Source organism: Klebsiella sp. Q11, from assembly GCF_964241505.1.
GTDB lineage: Bacteria > Pseudomonadota > Gammaproteobacteria > Enterobacterales > Enterobacteriaceae > Klebsiella > Klebsiella michiganensis.
In genome coordinates, this window is record NZ_CAXSXW010000019.1 from 85,494 (window position 1) to 104,426 (window position 18,933).

The window sequence follows — 18,933 nt, forward strand, 5'->3', positions numbered from 1 at the left end:
TTCAGAGGGTACGGAGTCGTGCGTTTGCCTGTTCAAATTCAGGCATATTGGATGCCCCTTCCAGCTCAACGGCCAGAGAGGCGAAGGCGGAGGCCCAGGTCGCGGCCTGCACCAGACTATTTCCGGCGGCAAGCGATGCGGCCAGCGCACCGTTGAAAGCATCGCCGGCGCCGGTGGTATCCACGGTGACGGCTGGGAAAGCGCGAATATGACTGAACTGGCGGTTGTCCAGCAGCAGCGCGCCGCGCGACCCCATCGTAATCAGCACTTTTTTAGCGCCGAGTTCGGCAATACGTAGCGCCGCTTCTTTTGCCGTATCAAAATCGCGAATGTCGATTCCCGATAATAAAGATGCTTCCGTTTCATTCGGCGTAATAACATCTACAAAGGGAATGCTGGGGATAATTTCAGCAGAATAGGGGGCTGGATTAAGAATAACTCGCTTGCCCAGCTCATGCGCTATCTTGATTAGTGAATGAGTAGCATCGAAATTATTTTCCAGCTGAACCAATAAAACATCTGATGAAGATAATTCCGGAATAATTTTCTGAATTTCACTATAGGTAATAGTGGTATTTGCCCCGGAATAAATAGCAATCATATTTTCGCCATTTTCCTGAGAAACATAAATAATCGCATTACCGGTTGGTTCACTCTCTGACTGATAAAGCGTGTAAGAGTGAATTGCAGAGCGAGTTAAATGATCGGCCGCTAAATGACTGAACTGATCTTTACCCACCTTGGCAACAAAATGCACCTGAGCACCGGCTTTACTGGCGGCCGTTGCCTGGTTCGCGCCTTTCCCTCCCGGCCCCAGGCTGCTACCCAGCGCCATTAGCGACTCACCGCCTCGCGGGAAGCGTTCAACCTTAGCCACAATGTCAACGTTGAACGAACCAAATACACATACCTTACCCTGCATAACTTTTCCTTTTTGTCGCTCATCGCCTGGTGATTTACGGTGATTAAGAGGTTGCAGCAGCACCTCAAAACTATCACCGGTTTCAGAAATAAGTTCCGCCTGCAAACTACGGCGCGAAATAATTGCTCCGCCATAACAGCGCTGCACCAGCCCCATCTCTGCAAGAGTATTTAAATCACTGCGTATCGTTTCTTTTGTGACATTAAAATGAGCAGAAAAATAATTAACATAACCACGCTCATGTTCATCTAAATATCGTAAAATAGACTTCCTGCGTTCTTCAAGAAACATAATTAACCCCGATATCACCGTTGCAGTATACGAACCACCTAAGGGCGGAAGAGTGACATCAATCCCATGTTTCCAGACGAAACGGAAGCAAACAAAAATGAAGAAAAAGGATAGACGAAAAAGCGATATTCCCGGTACTATAGGGAGTAAAATAATATAAATGTCATTAACGTATATAACGGCATAACATTCTGCGTATTACGAATAAATGCGCAGAATGTTATTGAATTTAGTTCTGCTCGGCGACCAGCAGCGCCTGGGTATCCGGCTCCAGCGCCTGGAAAACGTGCTCCCGATCGGCGGGATAGCAGATGTAATCTCCCTCCCCCAGCTCTTCCGGCGCTTCCGTCAGGCCGACCCGCGCGCGCCCCTGGGTGACAATAATATGCTCCACCGAACCCGGCGGATGAGGGTGGGAAATGCGGTCCGCGCCCGGCTGGGTCAGCAGGAGATAGATATCGCGCCGCGCGCCCGGCGGGCAGGCGGCCAGTAAAATCGCCTGATAGTTTGCCTGTTCGGCGATCACTTTCGTTCCCTCGCCGCGGCGGATCACCTGGGTGGTATTCACCTGCGGCTCCAGCAGCCGGGCAAAGGGGATATCGAGGGCCACGCACAGCGCCCAGAGGGTTTCCAGGCTCGGGTTACCGTTGCCGGACTCCAGCTGCGATAACGTTGATTTGGCGATTCCCGCCCGTCGCGCAACTTCGGCAAGGGAAAGACCGGTGCGCGCGCGTTCCCGCACCAGGCTTTTGGCAATCAGGCTAATTGGCTGAGTCATACATCCCTCCGTGTTTTTTATAACGAACGTTTCGTTCGTCTTGAAATGCGATTCTGTTGCGTTCATTATAATGGAAATACGTTCGATATGGCTAAAGAGTATGAAACAACACTTCGCTACGCTTAAAGGCGACACCCTCAGAGCAATTGTTTTAGTCTGCCTCGCGGTAGGCATCGTCGGGATGTCCTACGGCTCGCTGGCCGTCGCCTACGGCTTCCCGATTTGGGTCCCCTTTGTGCTTTCGGTTTGCGTCCTGGCGGGGGCCTCAGAGTTTATGTTTATCGGCATTGTCGCCAGCGGCGGCAACCCGCTGGCGGCAGCGGCGGCCGGTTTGCTGGTCAACGCGCGGCATATTCCCTTCGGCGTGACGGTTCGCGACCTGGTCGGCCAGCGCGCCGCCAGCTTCCTCGGCTGCCATATTATGAACGATGAAAGCGTGGTGTTTGGTCTGTCGCAGAAAACCCCCGAGCAGCGGCGGGCCGCATACTGGCTGTGCGGTCTGGGCGTGGCGCTGATCTGGCCGTTGGGGGCGCTCCTGGGCGCGGGGGTCGGCAAACTGCTCCCGGCCCCGGAAACCATTGGCCTCGATGCGGTATTCCCGGCGATTCTGCTGGCGCTGGTGGTGCCGGCCTTTAAAAACCGCACCACCCTGATCCGCGCCTGCAGCGGAGCGGCCCTGTCGCTGGCCGCCGTTCCTTTCGCACCGGTTGGCCTGCCGGTTTTGCTGTCGCTGTTTGGCCTGCTGACGAGGAAAAAATAATGGGCAATATGACGCTATTTATCGCCGGTATTGCGATTCTGTCGCTGGGCACCTACTTAATGCGTTTAGGCGGGGCGAAGCTCGGTAGCCGGCTGGCGTTTTCCGAGCGCGCCCAAGCGCTGCTCTCCGATGCGGCGACGGTGCTGCTCTTTTCCGTGGCGCTGGCGACCACCTTTTACGAAGGCGAACATTTTGCCGGGATGGCGCGGGTGCTGGGCGTGGGCCTGGCGGTGTTCCTCGCCTGGCGTAAGATGCCGCTGATCGTGGTGATTATCGCCGCCGCCGTGGCGACGGCGCTGCTGCGGATGGCGGGCGTCGCCTGATCCGACCTACGAAACGCGAAACATCATGTTGTTATGCAATTTTTATAGGCCGTGCCAGCAAAGCGCCGCCGGGCAGTTGCCCTTAAGGGCTTACGCTATTTGTGCTTCGATCCAACGGGTAGCGGACGCCATATCCAGCGGCTTGTGCTGATCCACGGTGAACACCGGCCCCAGCCGCATCGGTTCCGCCTGCTGCGCCAGCTGCGCCAGTTCCGGAAGATACTCTTCGCCCGGGTGCCCCGGCTTACGATCCTGCAACCGGCTGGCATAGCGCGACACCGCAAGCTCAGGCGAGATGTGGTTCCAGACCTCCAGCACTTTCTCAACGCCCGCGTGTTGCAGCAGCTGCTGTAGCGTGTCGCGCGGTTGAAAGCCAAACCAGGCGTCAATAAGCCAGATACAGCCTGCCGGCGACTGGCCGACGATCGACCAGATGACTTCATACGCGGCGCAGCCCAGCTGCCGGTTGAAGGTCCGGTCGATCCCGGTAAAGCACGCCATAAACGGCTCTTTAATACCGTCGATGGTCAGCTGCGGCAGATTAAACGCTGCCGATAGCTGCCGGGTGACGGTGCTTTTACCCGATGCGGGAATACCGTTAATTAAAATCACCGTTTTGCAGCCGGGTGTGAGATGTCTGTTCATAACAACGCGACGACCTCCTCTCTGCTGCTGGCGGCCCGCAGCTTCGCCATGGTCTCGTTATTATCAAGCAGAGCGACAATCGCCCGAATCCCCTCTTCAATATGAGCATTGCTGTCCTGCGCGCCGAACATAATGACGATATCCGCCTTCTCGCTATCGGCAAATTGAATCGGCTTATTCAACACCACAAGGCTGAAGCAGTTGCGTTTGACGCCACATTCCGGCCTGGCGTGAGGGATGGCGACACCTTCATCAAACACGTAATAGGCGCCATGATGCAGGGTATTATCGATCACCGCCTGGCCGTAATCTGCCGAGATATAGCCTTTTGCAACCAGCGGGCTGGCCGCCAGCTGGATCACCTTCTGCCAGTCGGACTCCGTGACGCCGACCTGAATCGCATCGGCCTCAATCAGCAGTTCTTTTATCGTCATTATCACTTCCTATATATTATGGCGAATAATGTTACGTAACTCATCAATGCGCATAAAAAGCGCATCGATTTCCTCGCGATGCGTATGACTTTTGGCATAGACCGACAGCGCCCGGTTATATATCAGCATTAATGCTTTCTGCACTTCGCCATTAGCCGGGTTGCCCCGTAACTCGCCTTCCAGCCTGGCAATTTCCCCCGCCAGCTGGCGAGACTGTTCGTCATAATCCTGCGGGGGTTGATTCTCTTTTTTCCACAGCGTTTTCAAAGATTCAAACATAGCGAGCTCCTCCCCGACGGACAGCAGGGCAACGGAATACGGTTTAAAAATATGCGTTTATTTAAACAGGGCGATTTTTTCCATTAATACATGGGTGACCGCGTTATTCGCCGGAATTAAAAATTTGCGCACGCTGTCGTTCACTTTGCCTTTTTCAAACGTGCTTTTACATTGATCGACCCACTGCACATTCATTTCAGTGCCGACGTTCACCTTGTTGATACCTTCAGTGACGGCCAGGCGCATATCTTCATCGCTGACGCCGGTGCCGCCGTGCAGCACTAACGGCACGCCGGTCGCGGCGCTAATCTCTTTCAGCCGCTGGTGCTGAATTTGCGCCTTACCGGTATACAGGCCGTGCACCGTGCCCACGGAGATCGCCAGCATATCCACCTGCGTCTCCTCCACAAAGCGTTTGGCGTCCTCCACCGTGGTGAAGCAGATATCCTCCGCGGCCACGGCTTTGCCATCTTCCGATCCGCCGATCGCCCCCAGCTCGCCTTCTACCGTGATATTCCGCGGGCGCGCCATTTCCACCACGATGCGGGTATTGCCAATATTCTCTTCCAGATCCAGATGGGAGCCGTCGTACATCACCGATGAAAATCCGGCATCCATGGCCGTTTCAATGGCGCTGATATCAGAGCAGTGATCCAGGTGCAGGCAGGTCGGCACGTTTTCACTTTCCGCTAATGAACGAACCGCATCCACCAGTAAACGATAGCCGAGATATTCCGCCGTCCCGGTAGAGATTTGAATCATTAATGGGCTATCGCTTTGTTGCGCCGCTTTAAAAAAGGCGGGCAGCATTTCAATACAGTGCAAATTAAATGAGCCAATGGCTTTAAAATCTCTTTCCTGCGCAATTTTCAGAATAGCGTTGAAGTTATACAGACTCATGAACATTTTCCCCTTTCGGCTTCGCTGATTTACCGTTTACGAACCATGCCAGTGCGGCAACAAAAACAATGAACAAGGCGACAAAGAGCCAGTTGTTCTGGAAGGCGTGGCCTAATACCAGACCGGAACTAATAACGTCCGAATCGCTGAAGGTGACGCCGGTAAAACCGTAGCTTTCCAGCATCGGTACCAAAATGGCGGGCAGGAAGGTGATAAACAGGCCGTGAATGACGCCGCCAATCATCGCCCCGCGGCGGCCGCCCAGTGCGTTACCGAAGACGCCCGCCGTACCGCCGGCAAAAAAGTTGGTTAACAGACCGGGCAGGATCATCGCCAGGCCAAACATCGGGAACACCAGCATGCCGATGATGGAGCCGACGGTCGTCGCCAGGAAGCCGACGATCACCGCATTGGGCGCATACGGGAACAACACCGGGCAATCGAGCGCAGGCTTAGCGTCCGGGACAATGCGCATCGCAATCCCGCGAAATGCCGGCACCAGCTCGTTGAGCAACAGGCGCACGCCGCTGTAGAGAACGAATACCCCCGCCACAAACTGAATGGACTGCATAAAGGCGTACATCAGGTAGTTAATGCCGTTGGAGAACTGAGCGATATATTCCGGGCCCGCCGCAACCGCGGGAATGAGGTACATCGGCACCATCACCACCGCCATCGCGAGATAGGTGTCCTGGAGGAACTTAAAGTTATCCGGTAATTCAAGATCTTCCGTTGAGCGGGAACCTTTACCCACCACTTTAGCCACCGCCGCCTGCACCAGATAGCCGATAGTGCAGAAATGCCCCAGCGCTACGTCATCGGAACCGGTGATGCGCCTGACGACCGGCTGCGCCAGGGCGGGCATCAGTACCGCCATCACGCCGCCGAAAATACCGCCGGTTAAAATCAGCGGCAGTCCGGTCAGCCCGGCTTTATAGCCAATCACCGCGCCGATAGTTGCCATCCACAGCAGCGCCTGGCCGGTCAGAAAGATATATTTCAGCGGCGTCAGGCGGGCGATAATGATATTGACGGCAAAAATCACCATCAGGGTCAGCGCGACTTCGGAACCTAATTCACGGTTGGCTAATCCGGCGATGGCGGCGACATCGGTAATGTAGCCTTTCATGCCGAATCCCTGCGTGAAGATATCGTTAAGGAACGTTAGCGTGGCGACAATAATGTTGATGCCGGCCATCATAATTAAGAAACCGAGCAGCGTTTTAAACGTCCCCTCCGCCGTTTTGCCCGCTGATTTTTTTTGCAGAATGAGGCCCAGCATCGCAATAAATGCAATTAATATTGAAGCCTGGCCGAGTAAATCTTTAACGATAAACTCTACAAAGCTATTCATAGTCCGCTACCTTCAGGTTACGCTCTTTTAAGAATGCGACGATCTTAGCTTCAATTTCATCTTTATCCGTGAGCTTATGCAGTACCACCACGCGTTTAATTTCCTCGGCACTGGCATCCGCCGTTAATATATCGGCAAAGGTTTTTTGCGTCAGAATCATATCTGATTTAAACGCCCCGGCTTCGGAAATAGTGGTATGTTCAATCTGTGCGGGAATCTCCAGCTTCTTTAAAACTGCCTTCGCCGTCATTTCAATGGCAAAGCTTGAACCGAGGCCGCAGCCACATACGCATAGAATTTTCAGCATGTAGGGTCTCCTCAAATAATATTGAGTTGTTTGGCAAGTTTATAATGATGTCCTTCAGTGTCGACCAGACGTTTTTTCATACTAACTAAATCAATCGGAATAGGTTTGTTGCTTGAATTAATTATAATGGCTTTATTTTTCATCCCTGACTGAATACAGCGAACCACTTCACTGGCCATAATCGTGCCCTGGTAAATTTCTTCGCAGGTCGGATCGCCATTGCGCAAACCGTAGCCTACGATGGTTTTACGAATACGCACGCCAATTTGCGGTTCAAGCTGCTTAATCATGGTATCAATGGCCCCCTGAAAGCCGGGGGAATACTCCCTGGTGTAGCCTTCAGAGCACAGGATCACCACGCTGTTCTGCTGTGTCAGCTTATGCTTCACCCGCTCGGCCAGCGTTTCTAACGGCATCTGCGATTCCGGAATCAGGGCGATATCAGCATTCGATTTAATCGCGGATTGCAGCGTTAACTCTCCACAATAGCCTCCTAATATTTCGACCATAAAGACGCGGCCCGGTAATGCTCTTCCGGTATTTCTTAACCGGGAAACTTCCTTAATAATCTGCTCGCAGGCGGTGGAAAAACCAATGGTATAATCGCTGCCGTACACATCATTATCGATAGTCATCCCGACGCCAAAGCAGTTAATATCAAATTCGCTCAGCGTATTGAGAAACTGCAGGCTGCCGTCGCCGCCGGCCATAATCAGCACATCAATGCGCAGTGATTTAATTTTTTTAGCTATGGTTTCATATTCACTGCGCACCAGCCTGCGGCTGGTTCGCCCGGAGGTGATGATCGGAATAGAGGCAATGGAGAAATCAACCAGATCGCGCCAGGCGACTTCGTGATGATTTTTATCCAGCAGTCCGGGTATTCCGCCATTAAAAAGAGTGATATCGGCACTCGCCAGTCTGGCTATCTGAAATATAAAATTATTAATTCCAGAAACATCGCCGCCGCTAATAACCATGCCAATTTTCATTGCCTGTCTCCGTTGCTTTGCTTGCCCACATTTTTCCCTGAGTTCAAGACCGTTATTTGCAATAGAGATCACAATATGCTGATAAATCCCTCCAAGCCTAATATTGACAGTGGGTTTATTTCCTCATTTTTTGTGATGCATATCCCTTTTATAAAATGAGATCGCCTTAACAATTATCTTTTTATTTTCTTTAAGATCATTAAGTTGCTTGAAGCGATAATTGCGCGGGTGGGCTGCCTGTTTTCTCCCGTAAACCCAGCGATGATGAAAAGGCAGAAATGTGATAAATAGCGCATTTTTTTGCGTCAGGAAGGTTCACGGCTCGCGTATCACGCGGTTCGGGCAATAGCGCTCTTCTGGCGTTCGCGAGTGCGCCGCCTGCTTTTACATCCCATAAAATCTGTGGCGATCTCCATCACATTCTAATCAAAACATAGTTTCATTTTTATCTAATGCCGTAGAAAGTACTCAGTGTCTAATAAAAGCAGTAGTGTCTAGTGTCGAAATTAAATCGACGCTATTTTCTACTCTATCCGGGGCATTGAAGAATGGCGCTGTCGGCAAAAGAAAAATTATTCCAGAAAATAGTCACCCACTACGCACGGAAACCCGCAGGATTCACGGCTCAGGACTGTGCGGACTTTATGCAGGTTAACCGCAGCGTTATCAGCCATTACCTCAACAGGCTGTGCGATGACGGTTATCTGCGTAAAGAAAACACCCGCCCGGTGCGCTTCTATGTGCAGCAAAACGGCGGGGAAAAGACTCAGCTATCTCGCATAGTGTCGAAAAAGTACGACGCCTTTCAGCCGCTGATTGGCGCGCACGGGAGCCTGGCCGACGCCGTCGCGCTGTACCGCTCGGCGGTGGACTATCCCGGTGACGGTTTGCCTGTCCTGCTCTCCGGGGAGAGCGGCGTCGGCAAAAGCCATCTGGCGACGCTGATTTATCAGTACGCCCTCGAGCGCGGAGTTATCGCAGCGGATAAACCCTTCGTTGAGCTTAACTGCGCCGATTACGCCAACAATCCGGAGCTGCTTTCGGCAACCCTTTTCGGCTATACCCGCGGCGCTTTCACCGGCGCTGACCGCGAGAAACGCGGCGCCTTTGATGACGCCGATGGCGGATTTCTGTTTCTCGATGAAGTGCATCGTCTCTCGGCAGAGAACCAGGAAAAACTGTTTCTGTATATGGATAAAGGATATTTCTACCGTCTTGGCGATAACCGTACGCGCCATCCGGCGTCGCTGCGCTTTATCTTCGCCACCACGGAAAATATCGATACCGTCCTGCTTAACACCTTCCGTCGCCGCATCCCGGTGCGCGTCACGCTGCCCAACTATATTTCGCGCCCGCTGACCGAGCGCGTCGCTCAGGTCAGCCACTTTTTGCAGCAGGAAGCGCGCAGCCTGCGTCGGGATATCCATCTCGATAATCAGCTGATGCATCAGCTGGTCACCTCCCCGGTGCGCGGCAATATTGGCGAGTTAAAAAATCAGATTAAAGTGATGTGCGCCAGCGCCTGGAGCGAGAATCGTGAGGCTGACGTCATCACGCTACGCGGCCCGGCGTCCGGCGGTGAAATAATCCGTATTGCCGCCAGCGCGCATGAAGATGCGCTGAATGTCAGCCAGCTGCTGCCCAAAGCGATGCGCGATGAGGTGATTTTTCGCGACTTTTGCCACAGCGGTAACGTGCTGTTGCTGAATCGCAAAGTAGAACAGCTGCTGACTACCGTCAGCGGCGCGGTCTCCGCCGAGTCGCTGTACAGCGGCTATATCTGGCAGAACACCATTCACGCGCTGGAGGAGCTGGAGAGCCTGACCGGCATCTCCTGTAGCCCGGAGATCCGCAAGGCGGTCTGGCTCTGCCTGAGCTATGCGCTGCATGCTCCGGAGGAGGCGCTCGACCCAGGCGAACTGCAAACCATTTCCGATTATGTTTCCGCTAAGGCACGGCTGCTGGCCGAAGAGTGCCTCGCTTTGCTGAGCAAACATGTCACCCGGCAGCCGCTCCCCCTGCTTCAGCCGCTGCTAAGCTGCGCTTTTCACACCCTCGCCGGCGAAGACGATCCGATTCAGGGCATTATCGTGTCCCACGGTCGCGCCACGGCGTCGAGCATCGCCGGGATCGCCAACCAGCTCACCGGCGGCTACTACTTTAAAGCCTTCGACATGGCGAACGCGACGTCCACCAGAGAGATCATCGACCTGCTGATTGCCCACGTTTCCCGCCTTAAACAAGGCGCGGGGCTGATTATTCTGGTGGATATGGGGTCGCTAAAAGAGATCTACGAAGAGATTAAGCTCCACCTGCACGGCGAACTGTTGGTTATCAACAACGTCAGTACGGCCATGGCGCTGGATATTGCGGCCAAAATTCAGGATAAGCTGTCGATGGAGGCGATTATTGAGAGCGCCAAAGGCGCGTACGAGGTGGAAACGCGCTACTACGCGGGCGTGTTGCCGGGCAATAAAATCATTATCTCCTGCATCTCCGGCGAAGGGATCTCCCGCAAGCTGAAGGATATCGTTCAGCGCTTCCTGGCACAGGAGGAGATCGACATTATTACGATGGAGTATGACGACCTGAAGTGGAAAATCGCCCACGCCGACCCGGCGCTGAACGGCACGCGGTTGATCATTACCACCACCGATCTGGAAGCCGGGTATATTCCGCTACTTAGCGTAGAGCAGCTGATTAAAGAAAAGACGCGGGTGTTAAAACGCGACTACTTCAACGGCCTGCTGATGGAAGGCGGCCTGGAGCCCATGATTGATGAAGTGGTCAAGCTGTTTACCGTCGAAGGCGTCGCCAGCCGCCTTAACTTCCTCAATCCGGTGGTGATTATTGATGAAGTCGAAGCGGTCATTAAGCAGTATGAAGCCTTCTACAAAATCCATTTTGAAAGCTATCTGCGCATCAATCTGTTTATGCATATCGCCCTGATGATCGAGCGGGTAATGGTCAACAACGGCGTGCGCCACCGGGAAGAGGCGGAGCTGACGCTGGCGCAGCAGGCGTTTGTCGCCGTCCACGACACCTTTTTCCAGGCCCTGAACCGCAAATATAATATCACCCTGCCGCTTACCGAAGTGCTGATGATTTATGAAATCATGGAGCCGTGGATCGCCTTTGACCCCGACCATTAACCCCCCGTTGCCAGCGTCGGCTGGCAAACCTGTCGACACTGAATAAACTGCCCATTCAACACTGCAAAAAGCGTCCAAAAATCCGTTTTTATCATTTAAAAACATACATATAAAAACATGGCACGCTGATTGCTATTTCATTTTCAGATACCTGAAAAGATGAAGGAATATGCAATGCGAGAGATGTACATCGCAACCCATGGCCGCTACGCAGAAGGGATAGTGTCGGCATTAAATCTGCTGATTGGCGACGACCATGGCGTCACGCCCGTCTGCGCCTACTGCGGTGAAATTGAGTCAACGGCTGAACTGGCCATCCGCTTTGACGCTATCGCCCGGCAGGCGGCCGGTCGCGGCAATGAGCTGGTGCTGTTTACCGATATGCCCGGCGGAAGCGTCAACAATACCGCCGTACAGATGATGGTCAAATATCCCCACGCGCACGTCATCAGCGGCGCCAGCCTGATTATGCTGATGGAGTTTTGCATGTCGGAACACGTCGAAACCGCGCAGCGGCTTCAGGATGCCGTCGCCGCCGCCAGCGGGGCGATGCAGTACATGAATCAGCTGCCGGAAATCATCGCGGCGCGCCAGGCTGCGCAGCACAAAACGCAGGACAATATTGATGATTTTTTTGCCGAAGAGGGAAACCCGTGACTATCGCACTCGAAGCGCTTGATGCGCGCTATCTCTCGCCGCAGCCGAGGTTAAATCATACCTGGCTTAACGCGGCAATCGGCGAAGTGCTGACGCAGCTCGACGCCATGCTGCCGCGCTTTACGGCAACTTTTCCCGCCGCCAGTGCGACACGGGGCCGCTATGAAAGCGTAGAGAAAGTCGACTGGACCGAGGGATTCTGGACCGGCATGCTGTGGCTCGCCTGGGAGGTCACCGGCGATGATAAATATCGGGCGGTGGGGGAAAGCCTGCTCGATAGCTTTGAAGAACGTCTCGATAAGCAGATTAAAGTGGATACCCACGACCTGGGCTTTCTCTATCTCCTCTCCTGCGTTAACGCCTGGAAGCTCACCGGCAACCTGCGCGCACGCGAACTCGCCCTGCGCGCGGCCGAGCTGCTCTATCGCCGCTTTAACGCCACGGCGGGCGTCATTCAGGCCTGGGGAGATTTAAACGACCCGGCGCGCCAGGGGCGGATGATCATCGACTGCAATCTCAATGTTCCGCTGCTATTTTGGGCCGCCAACGAAACCGGAAATCAACGGTGGCGTGAGGCCGCCAGCCGTCATCTGGCGCAGGCGGCACGCTATCTGGTGCGTGAAGACGCCTCTACTTTCCATACATTTTATATGGATGTTCATAGCGGCCAGCCGCTGCGCGGCGATACGCACCAGGGATTCAGCGACAGCTCCTGCTGGGCGCGCGGCCAGGCGTGGGGAATTTATGGTTTCGCGCTGGGATACGCCCACACCGGCGATGCCTGGCAGCCCGAGCTCTCCCGCCGGCTGGCGCACTATTTTCTTAACCGCTTACCGGAAGATTTTGTCTGCTACTGGGATCTGATTTTTACCGCCGAAGATAACCAGTACCGGGATACCTCTGCGGCAGCGATCGCGGCCTGCGGTCTGGCGGAACTGCTGAAGCTATTACCGCTCACCGACCCGCTGCGTCCGGCCTACGGCAACGCTATCGAACTGATGATGCGCAATTTACGCGAGCGCTACTTTGCCCACGCGCAGGACGGCCTGCTGCGCGAAGGCGTTTATAACTTTGGCCGCAATATGGGCATTAACGAACCTAACCTCTGGGGCGATTACTTCTATTTCGAAGCCCTGGTTCGCCTTTCCCGCGTCTGGACACCCTACTTTTGCTAACTGGAGCTACACCATGATTTCTTTAGTACGTATTGACGATCGTTTAATCCACGGACAGGTTGCCGTGGTCTGGACCAAGCATCTGGGCGTGAACCGCATCCTGGTCGCCAATGACCAGATCGTGAATAACGAAGTGCAGAAAATGTCGCTGCGCATGGCGGCTCCCGATACCGCAAAGTGCGCCATTATGGCGGTGAAGGACGCGGGCGATGTGCTTAACGACCCGCGTTCAGAAGCCATGAAAATTATGGTGATCGTTAACAATGCCGCCGACGCCCGTCGGCTCGTCGAACAGGCGCCGGGGATAAAAACGCTGAACGTCGCTAACTTCGGGCGCATCACCGACAACCTGGCGGCGAAAAAGCGCATTAGCGATACCGTCTACGTGACGCCGGAAGATGTGGCGGATTTCCACGCTATCGCCGACCGCGGCGTTGCCGTTGAATACCAGGTCCTGCCATCTCATCCGGTGAAAAACCTGATTGAGATGCTGGATAACGCCGCCAGTTAAGCGAGGTCGCTATGTTAACTTCCGCAATTCTTGTTGCTGTCATTATGTTTCTGGTGAAAACCGCCGACCATACGCTGGGTCAACCGCTGATTGAACGCCCGCTCATCTGCGGCGCGCTGGTGGGGCTGGTGCTGGGAGACCTGCAACAGGGCATTATTATCGGCGCCACGCTGGAGCTGATTTTCCTTGGCACCATCACCATCGGCGGCTCGGTTCCTGCCGACCTTGCGGTGGGGTCAGTACTGGCAACCGCTTTTACGATTCTGACCCACGCGGAGCCGCCGGTGGCCGTTGCGCTGGCGCTGCCTATCAGCCTGCTGGCGGTCTTTGTTTATCAGGTGCTGAAGCTGGTCTATACCGCTCTGGTTGAAAAATACGATGCGCTACTGGAACAGGGGCGTGACCGTGCGGCGCTGGGTTTGACGCTCGGTATGACCTTCTTTTACGGCATCCCCTTCGCCCTGATCGCCTTTTTTGGCGTGCTCTTCGGCACCGAGGTCATCCGCAGCCTGGTCGAGAGCATTCCGGGTACGGTCATGCGCGGCATGACGGCGGTTGGCGGCATTCTTCCGGCGCTCGGGTTCGCCATTCTGCTGAAGGCGCTGTGGAACCGTAACATCGCCGCCTTCTTCTTTATCGGTTTCGCTATGGCGGCCTATCTGCAATTGCCGATTATGGGGATTGCGATTATTGCAGCCTCGGTAGCGGTCTATCTGTGCTTTAACGAATTCAATCAGCTTAAAGCGAATAAACAAACGGCAACGGCGGCCGCGTCCGCCTCAGTTGACGATAAGGATGGGTTCTTCAATGACTGATATCCAGACACAAAGCGTTAGCGCTTACGCCGATGATAAAAGCGAGAAAAAGCTTTTTCGTCAGCTTTTTATCCGCCAGTTTCCGCTGCTGGGGTCGATGAACTTCACCCGTATGGAGGGATTAAGCTACGGCTGGGCGCTGGCGCCAATGCTGAAGAAAATCTACGCCAACGACCCGCACCGTTATCTTGAGTCGCTTAAGCGAAACAGCCAGTTCTTCAATACCAACCAGCATCTGGCGCCCTTTATTATGCGCCTGACGCTGTCAATGGAAAAAGAGAATGCCGCCAACCCGAACTTTGATACCTCCAGTATTAACGGCATCAAAGTGGCCTTAATGGGGCCATTTGCCGGGGTCGGTGATTCCTTCTTCTACGGCGTGCTGCGTATTATCGCCACCGGGATTGCCATTGGCCTGGCGTCGCAGGGTAATCCACTGGGGCCGCTGCTGTTCTTGCTGATTTACAATATTCCCAGCTATCTGCTGCGCTATTACGGCGGCGTCATGGGCTACCGTTTAGGCTCGAAGTATATCGCCGAAGCGACGCAGTCCGGGCTGCTGAGCTGTATCACCAAAGCCTCATCAATTATGGGATTAATGATGGTGGGGGCGATGAGCGCCAGTATGGTGAAGTTTACCACTACCTTTAAAACCACCATCGCCGGGCAGCCCTTTGTACTGCAGGAGATCCTCGACAAAATTTGCGTCGGGCTAATTCCTCTGCTTTTAGTTCTGGGCTGCCTGAAGCTGCTCAATAAAAAGGTCAGCCCCAATAAGGTGTTAATTATGCTGATTGTCTTCGGCTTTGCCGCTGCGGGTATTGGCATAATTTAACCCATCTCCTGGCTCCCTTTAATAAAAGGGAGTCGTCCTCTTACTCGTGATATATATCGACGCAAATAAAAAATCAGTCAGTGTCGAATTAATGCCCAACACATAAAAACAACGCCATGTATTTTAAGGATTTTATATTCTGGCACAGCAATTGCTATTTAATAAGTGTCTTTTATTTCTCTTCAGAAATCATGGCACTTAATAAATCCTACAGGAATTAAAATGAAAACATTACGCACGCTATTGATCGGCATCCCGCTGTCCTGTTTTACGCTAAATACGCTTGCCGCGGCAACCTGGGTTGATAATCGCTACGCGCATACTACGGCTTCTGAGAAAAATCAGTATAAAATAGGCCTGGGTCATATATTTGATAATGGCGCCGGTGTTCTGGCCTCCGCCATGTACGACCTCGGACAAGATTTTAATCAAATGAAAAGCTCCTTTCAGGAGTTTGAAGGCTGGTATCCGATCCCGCTTAATGAAAAATGGACGCTGACGCCGGGCGGATTAACCGATATTGATAGTAAAGGAACGAAGCTGGCGCCTTATATCAGCCTCGATTATAAAATCAGTAAATCTTTAAGTTTTAGCAGCCGCTACCGCTATAACCATATGACCCATAAAGATCGCGATTACAACGGCTATATGGATTACAACGACAGCCATCAGTTCGACCTGTACCTTAATTACCAGGCGACTGAGAAACTGTGGCTTCAGTTCAACCCGGAGTTCTTCATCAACACAAACGACTTCAATGCCTCTAACGGGCAGAAAACTCACTGGGAACCAAGCATTGTGGCGCGCTACCGCGTCGATAAACACTGGCTTCCCTATGCGGAAGTGGCCTGGCTCGATCAGGATCAGAATCACGACGATCAGGTGAGATTCCGCCTCGGCATTCGCTATTACTTCGATTAAACCCCGCAAGGGCAGCGAAGCTGCCCTTCTCATATCACCGTCCGGCTTACTGCAAGCGCACGATAAACGGAGAGAAAACGGCGCTGCCGCCGACGTTTTCATGCGCGCCACGCGCGTAAATGCCCATACGCGCGCCGATCCATTTTCCCGCACCGGCGGAAAACGACGGCGTCACCTGCTGCCATTCACGCTGCGTAAACCGATAACGAAAGCGGACTATCCCGTCGTAGTCCACCCGGAACCCCAGCGCAATCTCGTTGCAACAGGCGATCGCCTCAAGTTCGATGGCTTCTTGATGCGTTTCACCGCGATCGTCTATCCATCCGTGGCACAGCGATAGCTGAAGATTCGGCGCGCAGTACCTCACGCGCAGTGCGGCAAAGCGTTGGCCGTAAATCGCGACTCCCGCTTCATCGCCATCCTGAGAAAACATCGGATGAACCGCGGTCTGCACGTGAAAACGTTCAGCGGGAAATTTTTGTAGCAGCAATTGAGGTAAACGATACAGGCTGATATCGGAAGCGGTCGGCGCGCAGCGCAAGCGTAGCCCTTGCGCATGCGGCATTAGCCAGCGGCGCTGGGGGTTTGCCTGCCATTGCCATTGAAGGCCGGGCTGGCCGCACGGGAAATCGTCGCTGGTCTGCAAACAACATGGAGCAAGAGGCAGCGCGGGTAAGCGATGGAGGCTTACGGGCTGCCCCTTACCGTGATCGTCAAGCCGTTGCCCAATTTGCGGCCAGCCGTCAGCCCGCCAGCTTAGCGGCTGAAGATGCACTATGCGGCCGTACACGCCTTTATCCTGAAAGTGGAAAAACCAGTTTTCACCGTTCTCCAGTTCAACCCACGCCCCCTGATGAGGGCCATTTATCGGTGAATCTCCCTGTTGCAGAACATCGCGACTTTGCCATGGACCAGATAGCGTCGGGGCGCGCATGACCGTTTGCCAGCCTCGCTTGACGCCTCCGGCCGGAGCGAATATCCAGTATTCGCCGTTGCGCTTATATAATTTGGGGCCCTCCAGAGTGGGATGGGAGGGCGTTCCGTCAACAACGATCTGGCCGTTATCCAACAGCCGGGATGCATCCGGCGCCATTTCAAAAATCTGGAGCTTGTTTTTCACTCCGCTGCGGCTGAAAGCGAAAGCGTGAATCAGCCAGGCCCGTCCATCATCGTCCCAGAACGGACAAGGGTCTATCCAGCCAGGGGAAGCGTTCAGGCAATAGGGTTCGCTCCACTCGCCTCGCGGATCCCGGGCGTGGGAAACAAAAATACCCTCGTCGGGCAAACTGTAGAAAACCCAGAACAGGCCCCCATGGAAACGAATGGAGGGCGCCCAAATCCCCTTTCCCGGCTGAACGCTGTCGTATTCAGGCGAAGGCAGGCGTTTAACAATATGGTTAACGATTTGCCAGTGGATGAGATCGCGAGAGTGGAGAAGCGGTAAGCCGGGCAATTGATGGAAACTGGAAGCCACCATCCAGAAATCATCGCCTGTGCGAATGACATCGGGATCGGCGTAATCGGCATGAATCACGGGGTTTTGATAGAACAGCGGCATAGTGGGGGACCTTTTATTGTCGACTGTTCGTCGTGTTGCAATAAGCGGACCACCGGATAAAAAAGCTTAATTAACAATGAAATAAACATACCTTCAGACACAAAAAAAGCGCCCCCAGAGCGCTCTTTCGACAGTAGCTTTACGCTTATTTATTCAGTTCCGCAGTCATGTGCACGCGGTTACCGGTAAACGCTTCGGTAATTTTGTAAGATGAAGCGCCAGCGGCCTGGGCCTGAGCGGCGATTTTCGCTTCCGCACCGTCCATCGTTGCGGCGGTCGCGGTCACGGTTTCCGCAGCGAAAGAACCAAAAGAAGCGGCCAGAGCGATAACTGCGACAAAAGTTTTGATGCTTTTCATGATATAAACCCTTTACGTTAGTTGTTTGAATAAGGCGCCGTGCCTTGATGTGATAAATAGTAGCCCTCACATCGCCAAACCAAAAGCGGAAGGATTTGTTGTCATCATTCAAAAAAACTGACTTAAATTTAACCCGCAATTAACCGCTGCGGATGCGTGTAAACGGTCGCCCTGCCCGGCTTGCAGAAGCCCACCAGCGTCAGGTTGCAGCGCTCGGCGACGTCAACCGCCAGCGTGGTCGCGGCAGAGACCGCAAAGAGGATTTCCACCCCGCACATGGCCGCCTTCTGCACCATTTCATAGCTGGCGCGGCTGGAGACCAGCGCCGCGCCGTTCTGCCAGGCGCCTTCTGATTCCGCGCGGTGTCCCAGGAGCTTGTCCAGCGCCACGTGGCGACCCACGTCTTCATGGCCGCCCGCGAGCTCGCCGGAAGGACTTACCCAGGCCGCGGCGTGAGTACAGCCGGTAAGGCGGCCTATCGGCTGAAAATCATGCAGGTGCGCCAGCGCGCGATCGAGATTCGCCAGATCGAACGTCTGGGTAAAGGGCAGCGGCTGCACGGGCTTCCCGATATCGTTGAGCTGCTCAACGCCGCATACGCCGCAGCCGGTGCGTCCGGCCAGCGCGCGACGGCGCTCTTTCAACCCCATAAAGCGGCGGCTGGAGAGTTCGATTTGCACTTCCAGGCCGTTACAGGCCTGAACGACGTCCATACCATAAATCTCGCCCCGGTTTTCGATAATCCCTTCGGACAAGGAAAAGCCGACGGCGAACTGCGCCAGGTCTTTCGGCGTCGCCATCATCACCACGTGCGAGATGCCGTTATAAACCAGCGCAACGGGTACCTCTTCAGCTAACTCGTCTGGCTGAGGATGTTGCAAATTTTGGCGCTTCCAGAGCGATACCTGGCGATAACCTGTGATATCTGTCACATTTTCGATTTGTTCAAGAGGCTTCTTGTTCACT

21 protein-coding genes are annotated in these 18,933 nt (G+C 53.9%); 9 read left to right on the top strand and 12 right to left on the bottom strand.

Annotation, left to right across the window (positions count from 1 at the left end):
• Window position 1 precedes the first annotated feature (1 nt).
• Complete coding sequence (locus ACESQ2_RS25090) at window positions 2-1,213, bottom strand: PfkB family carbohydrate kinase (protein ID WP_046877891.1); 1,212 nt, start codon at window positions 1,211-1,213, stop codon at window positions 2-4.
• 229 nt (window positions 1,214-1,442) lie between these two features.
• Entirely contained in the window at window positions 1,443-1,991 is a 549-nt protein-coding gene (locus ACESQ2_RS25095; RefSeq protein WP_004855902.1) for a helix-turn-helix domain-containing protein, read from the bottom strand.
• A 100-nt stretch (window positions 1,992-2,091) separates the two neighbouring features.
• On the opposite strand from ACESQ2_RS25095, the gene ACESQ2_RS25100 reads away from it, so the two are divergent.
• Together ACESQ2_RS25100 and ACESQ2_RS25105 are read left to right on the top strand one after the other, a co-directional pair.
• Entirely contained in the window at window positions 2,092-2,751 is a 660-nt protein-coding gene (locus ACESQ2_RS25100) for an AzlC family ABC transporter permease (RefSeq protein WP_009653646.1), read from the top strand.
• A complete protein-coding gene (locus ACESQ2_RS25105; RefSeq protein WP_009653628.1) occupies window positions 2,751-3,074 on the top strand; it encodes an AzlD domain-containing protein in 324 nt (107 codons plus the stop codon). Before ACESQ2_RS25100 ends, ACESQ2_RS25105 begins: the two co-directional genes overlap by 1 nt.
• Before the next feature lie 90 nt (window positions 3,075-3,164).
• On the opposite strand, the gene ACESQ2_RS25110 is transcribed toward ACESQ2_RS25105, so the two are convergent.
• Genes ACESQ2_RS25110 through ACESQ2_RS25140 form a run of 7 tightly spaced genes read right to left on the bottom strand, consistent with a single transcriptional unit; the run spans window position 3,165 to window position 7,985 of the window.
• A complete protein-coding gene (locus ACESQ2_RS25110) occupies window positions 3,165-3,719 on the bottom strand; it encodes an ATPase AAA (protein WP_025106530.1) in 555 nt (184 codons plus the stop codon).
• Window positions 3,716-4,153, bottom strand: coding sequence for a PTS sugar transporter subunit IIA (locus tag ACESQ2_RS25115; protein WP_014227381.1), 438 nt, complete (start codon window positions 4,151-4,153; stop codon window positions 3,716-3,718). Before ACESQ2_RS25115 ends, ACESQ2_RS25110 begins: the two co-directional genes overlap by 4 nt.
• Window positions 4,154-4,162: 9 nt before the next feature.
• Window positions 4,163-4,432 (bottom strand): hypothetical protein, encoded by a 270-nt coding sequence (locus tag ACESQ2_RS25120; RefSeq protein WP_014227380.1) that lies wholly within the window; start codon window positions 4,430-4,432, stop codon window positions 4,163-4,165.
• 57 nt (window positions 4,433-4,489) lie between these two features.
• Window positions 4,490-5,332 (bottom strand): class II fructose-bisphosphate aldolase, encoded by an 843-nt coding sequence (locus ACESQ2_RS25125; RefSeq protein WP_046877892.1) that lies wholly within the window; start codon window positions 5,330-5,332, stop codon window positions 4,490-4,492.
• Window positions 5,319-6,686, bottom strand: coding sequence for a PTS sugar transporter subunit IIC (locus ACESQ2_RS25130; RefSeq protein WP_004127157.1), 1,368 nt, complete (start codon window positions 6,684-6,686; stop codon window positions 5,319-5,321). Before ACESQ2_RS25130 ends, ACESQ2_RS25125 begins: the two co-directional genes overlap by 14 nt.
• Window positions 6,679-6,993 (bottom strand): PTS sugar transporter subunit IIB, encoded by a 315-nt coding sequence (locus tag ACESQ2_RS25135; protein ID WP_004855885.1) that lies wholly within the window; start codon window positions 6,991-6,993, stop codon window positions 6,679-6,681. The genes ACESQ2_RS25130 and ACESQ2_RS25135 overlap by 8 nt, the downstream gene beginning before the upstream one ends.
• A gap of 11 nt (window positions 6,994-7,004) precedes the next feature.
• Window positions 7,005-7,985 (bottom strand): 6-phosphofructokinase, encoded by a 981-nt coding sequence (locus tag ACESQ2_RS25140; protein ID WP_046877893.1) that lies wholly within the window; start codon window positions 7,983-7,985, stop codon window positions 7,005-7,007.
• A gap of 548 nt (window positions 7,986-8,533) precedes the next feature.
• Between ACESQ2_RS25140 and ACESQ2_RS25145 the strand changes: the two genes are divergently transcribed.
• The 7 genes from ACESQ2_RS25145 to ACESQ2_RS25175 all read left to right on the top strand — a co-directional run bounded on the left by ACESQ2_RS25145 (window position 8,534) and on the right by ACESQ2_RS25175 (window position 16,051).
• Entirely contained in the window at window positions 8,534-11,137 is a 2,604-nt protein-coding gene (locus tag ACESQ2_RS25145) for a sigma 54-interacting transcriptional regulator (RefSeq protein WP_373171487.1), read from the top strand.
• A 174-nt stretch (window positions 11,138-11,311) separates the two neighbouring features.
• Complete coding sequence (locus ACESQ2_RS25150; protein ID WP_014837007.1) at window positions 11,312-11,794, top strand: PTS sugar transporter subunit IIA; 483 nt, start codon at window positions 11,312-11,314, stop codon at window positions 11,792-11,794.
• On the top strand, window positions 11,791-12,969 hold the full coding sequence (locus tag ACESQ2_RS25155; protein WP_049069821.1) for a glycoside hydrolase family 88 protein: 1,179 nt from the start codon (window positions 11,791-11,793) through the stop codon (window positions 12,967-12,969). Before ACESQ2_RS25150 ends, ACESQ2_RS25155 begins: the two co-directional genes overlap by 4 nt.
• 13 nt (window positions 12,970-12,982) lie before the next feature.
• Window positions 12,983-13,480 carry a PTS sugar transporter subunit IIB gene (locus ACESQ2_RS25160; protein ID WP_014837005.1) on the top strand — a complete coding sequence of 166 codons (498 nt, stop codon included), beginning with the start codon at window positions 12,983-12,985 and terminating at the stop codon, window positions 13,478-13,480.
• An 11-nt stretch (window positions 13,481-13,491) separates the two neighbouring features.
• Entirely contained in the window at window positions 13,492-14,295 is an 804-nt protein-coding gene (locus ACESQ2_RS25165) for a PTS sugar transporter subunit IIC (protein WP_047722776.1), read from the top strand.
• Complete coding sequence (locus tag ACESQ2_RS25170; protein ID WP_373171488.1) at window positions 14,288-15,130, top strand: PTS system mannose/fructose/sorbose family transporter subunit IID; 843 nt, start codon at window positions 14,288-14,290, stop codon at window positions 15,128-15,130. The genes ACESQ2_RS25165 and ACESQ2_RS25170 overlap by 8 nt, the downstream gene beginning before the upstream one ends.
• Window positions 15,131-15,352: 222 nt before the next feature.
• Window positions 15,353-16,051, top strand: a complete 699-nt coding sequence (locus tag ACESQ2_RS25175; protein WP_038423905.1) for an oligogalacturonate-specific porin KdgM family protein — start codon at window positions 15,353-15,355, stop codon at window positions 16,049-16,051.
• 46 nt (window positions 16,052-16,097) lie between these two features.
• Here ACESQ2_RS25175 and ACESQ2_RS25180 read toward each other — a convergent pair whose 3' ends face one another.
• The 3 genes from ACESQ2_RS25180 to fdhD form a co-directional block, all read right to left on the bottom strand.
• On the bottom strand, window positions 16,098-17,609 hold the full coding sequence (locus ACESQ2_RS25180; RefSeq protein WP_373171490.1) for a family 43 glycosylhydrolase: 1,512 nt from the start codon (window positions 17,607-17,609) through the stop codon (window positions 16,098-16,100).
• A gap of 145 nt (window positions 17,610-17,754) precedes the next feature.
• Entirely contained in the window at window positions 17,755-17,967 is a 213-nt protein-coding gene (locus ACESQ2_RS25185; RefSeq protein ID WP_004127125.1) for a YdgH/BhsA/McbA-like domain containing protein, read from the bottom strand.
• A 128-nt stretch (window positions 17,968-18,095) separates the two neighbouring features.
• The gene (gene fdhD, locus ACESQ2_RS25190) at window positions 18,096-18,932 is read right to left on the bottom strand and encodes a formate dehydrogenase accessory sulfurtransferase FdhD (protein WP_025106528.1); all 837 of its coding nucleotides are present in this window, start codon (window positions 18,930-18,932) and stop codon (window positions 18,096-18,098) included.
• Window position 18,933 lies beyond the last annotated feature (1 nt).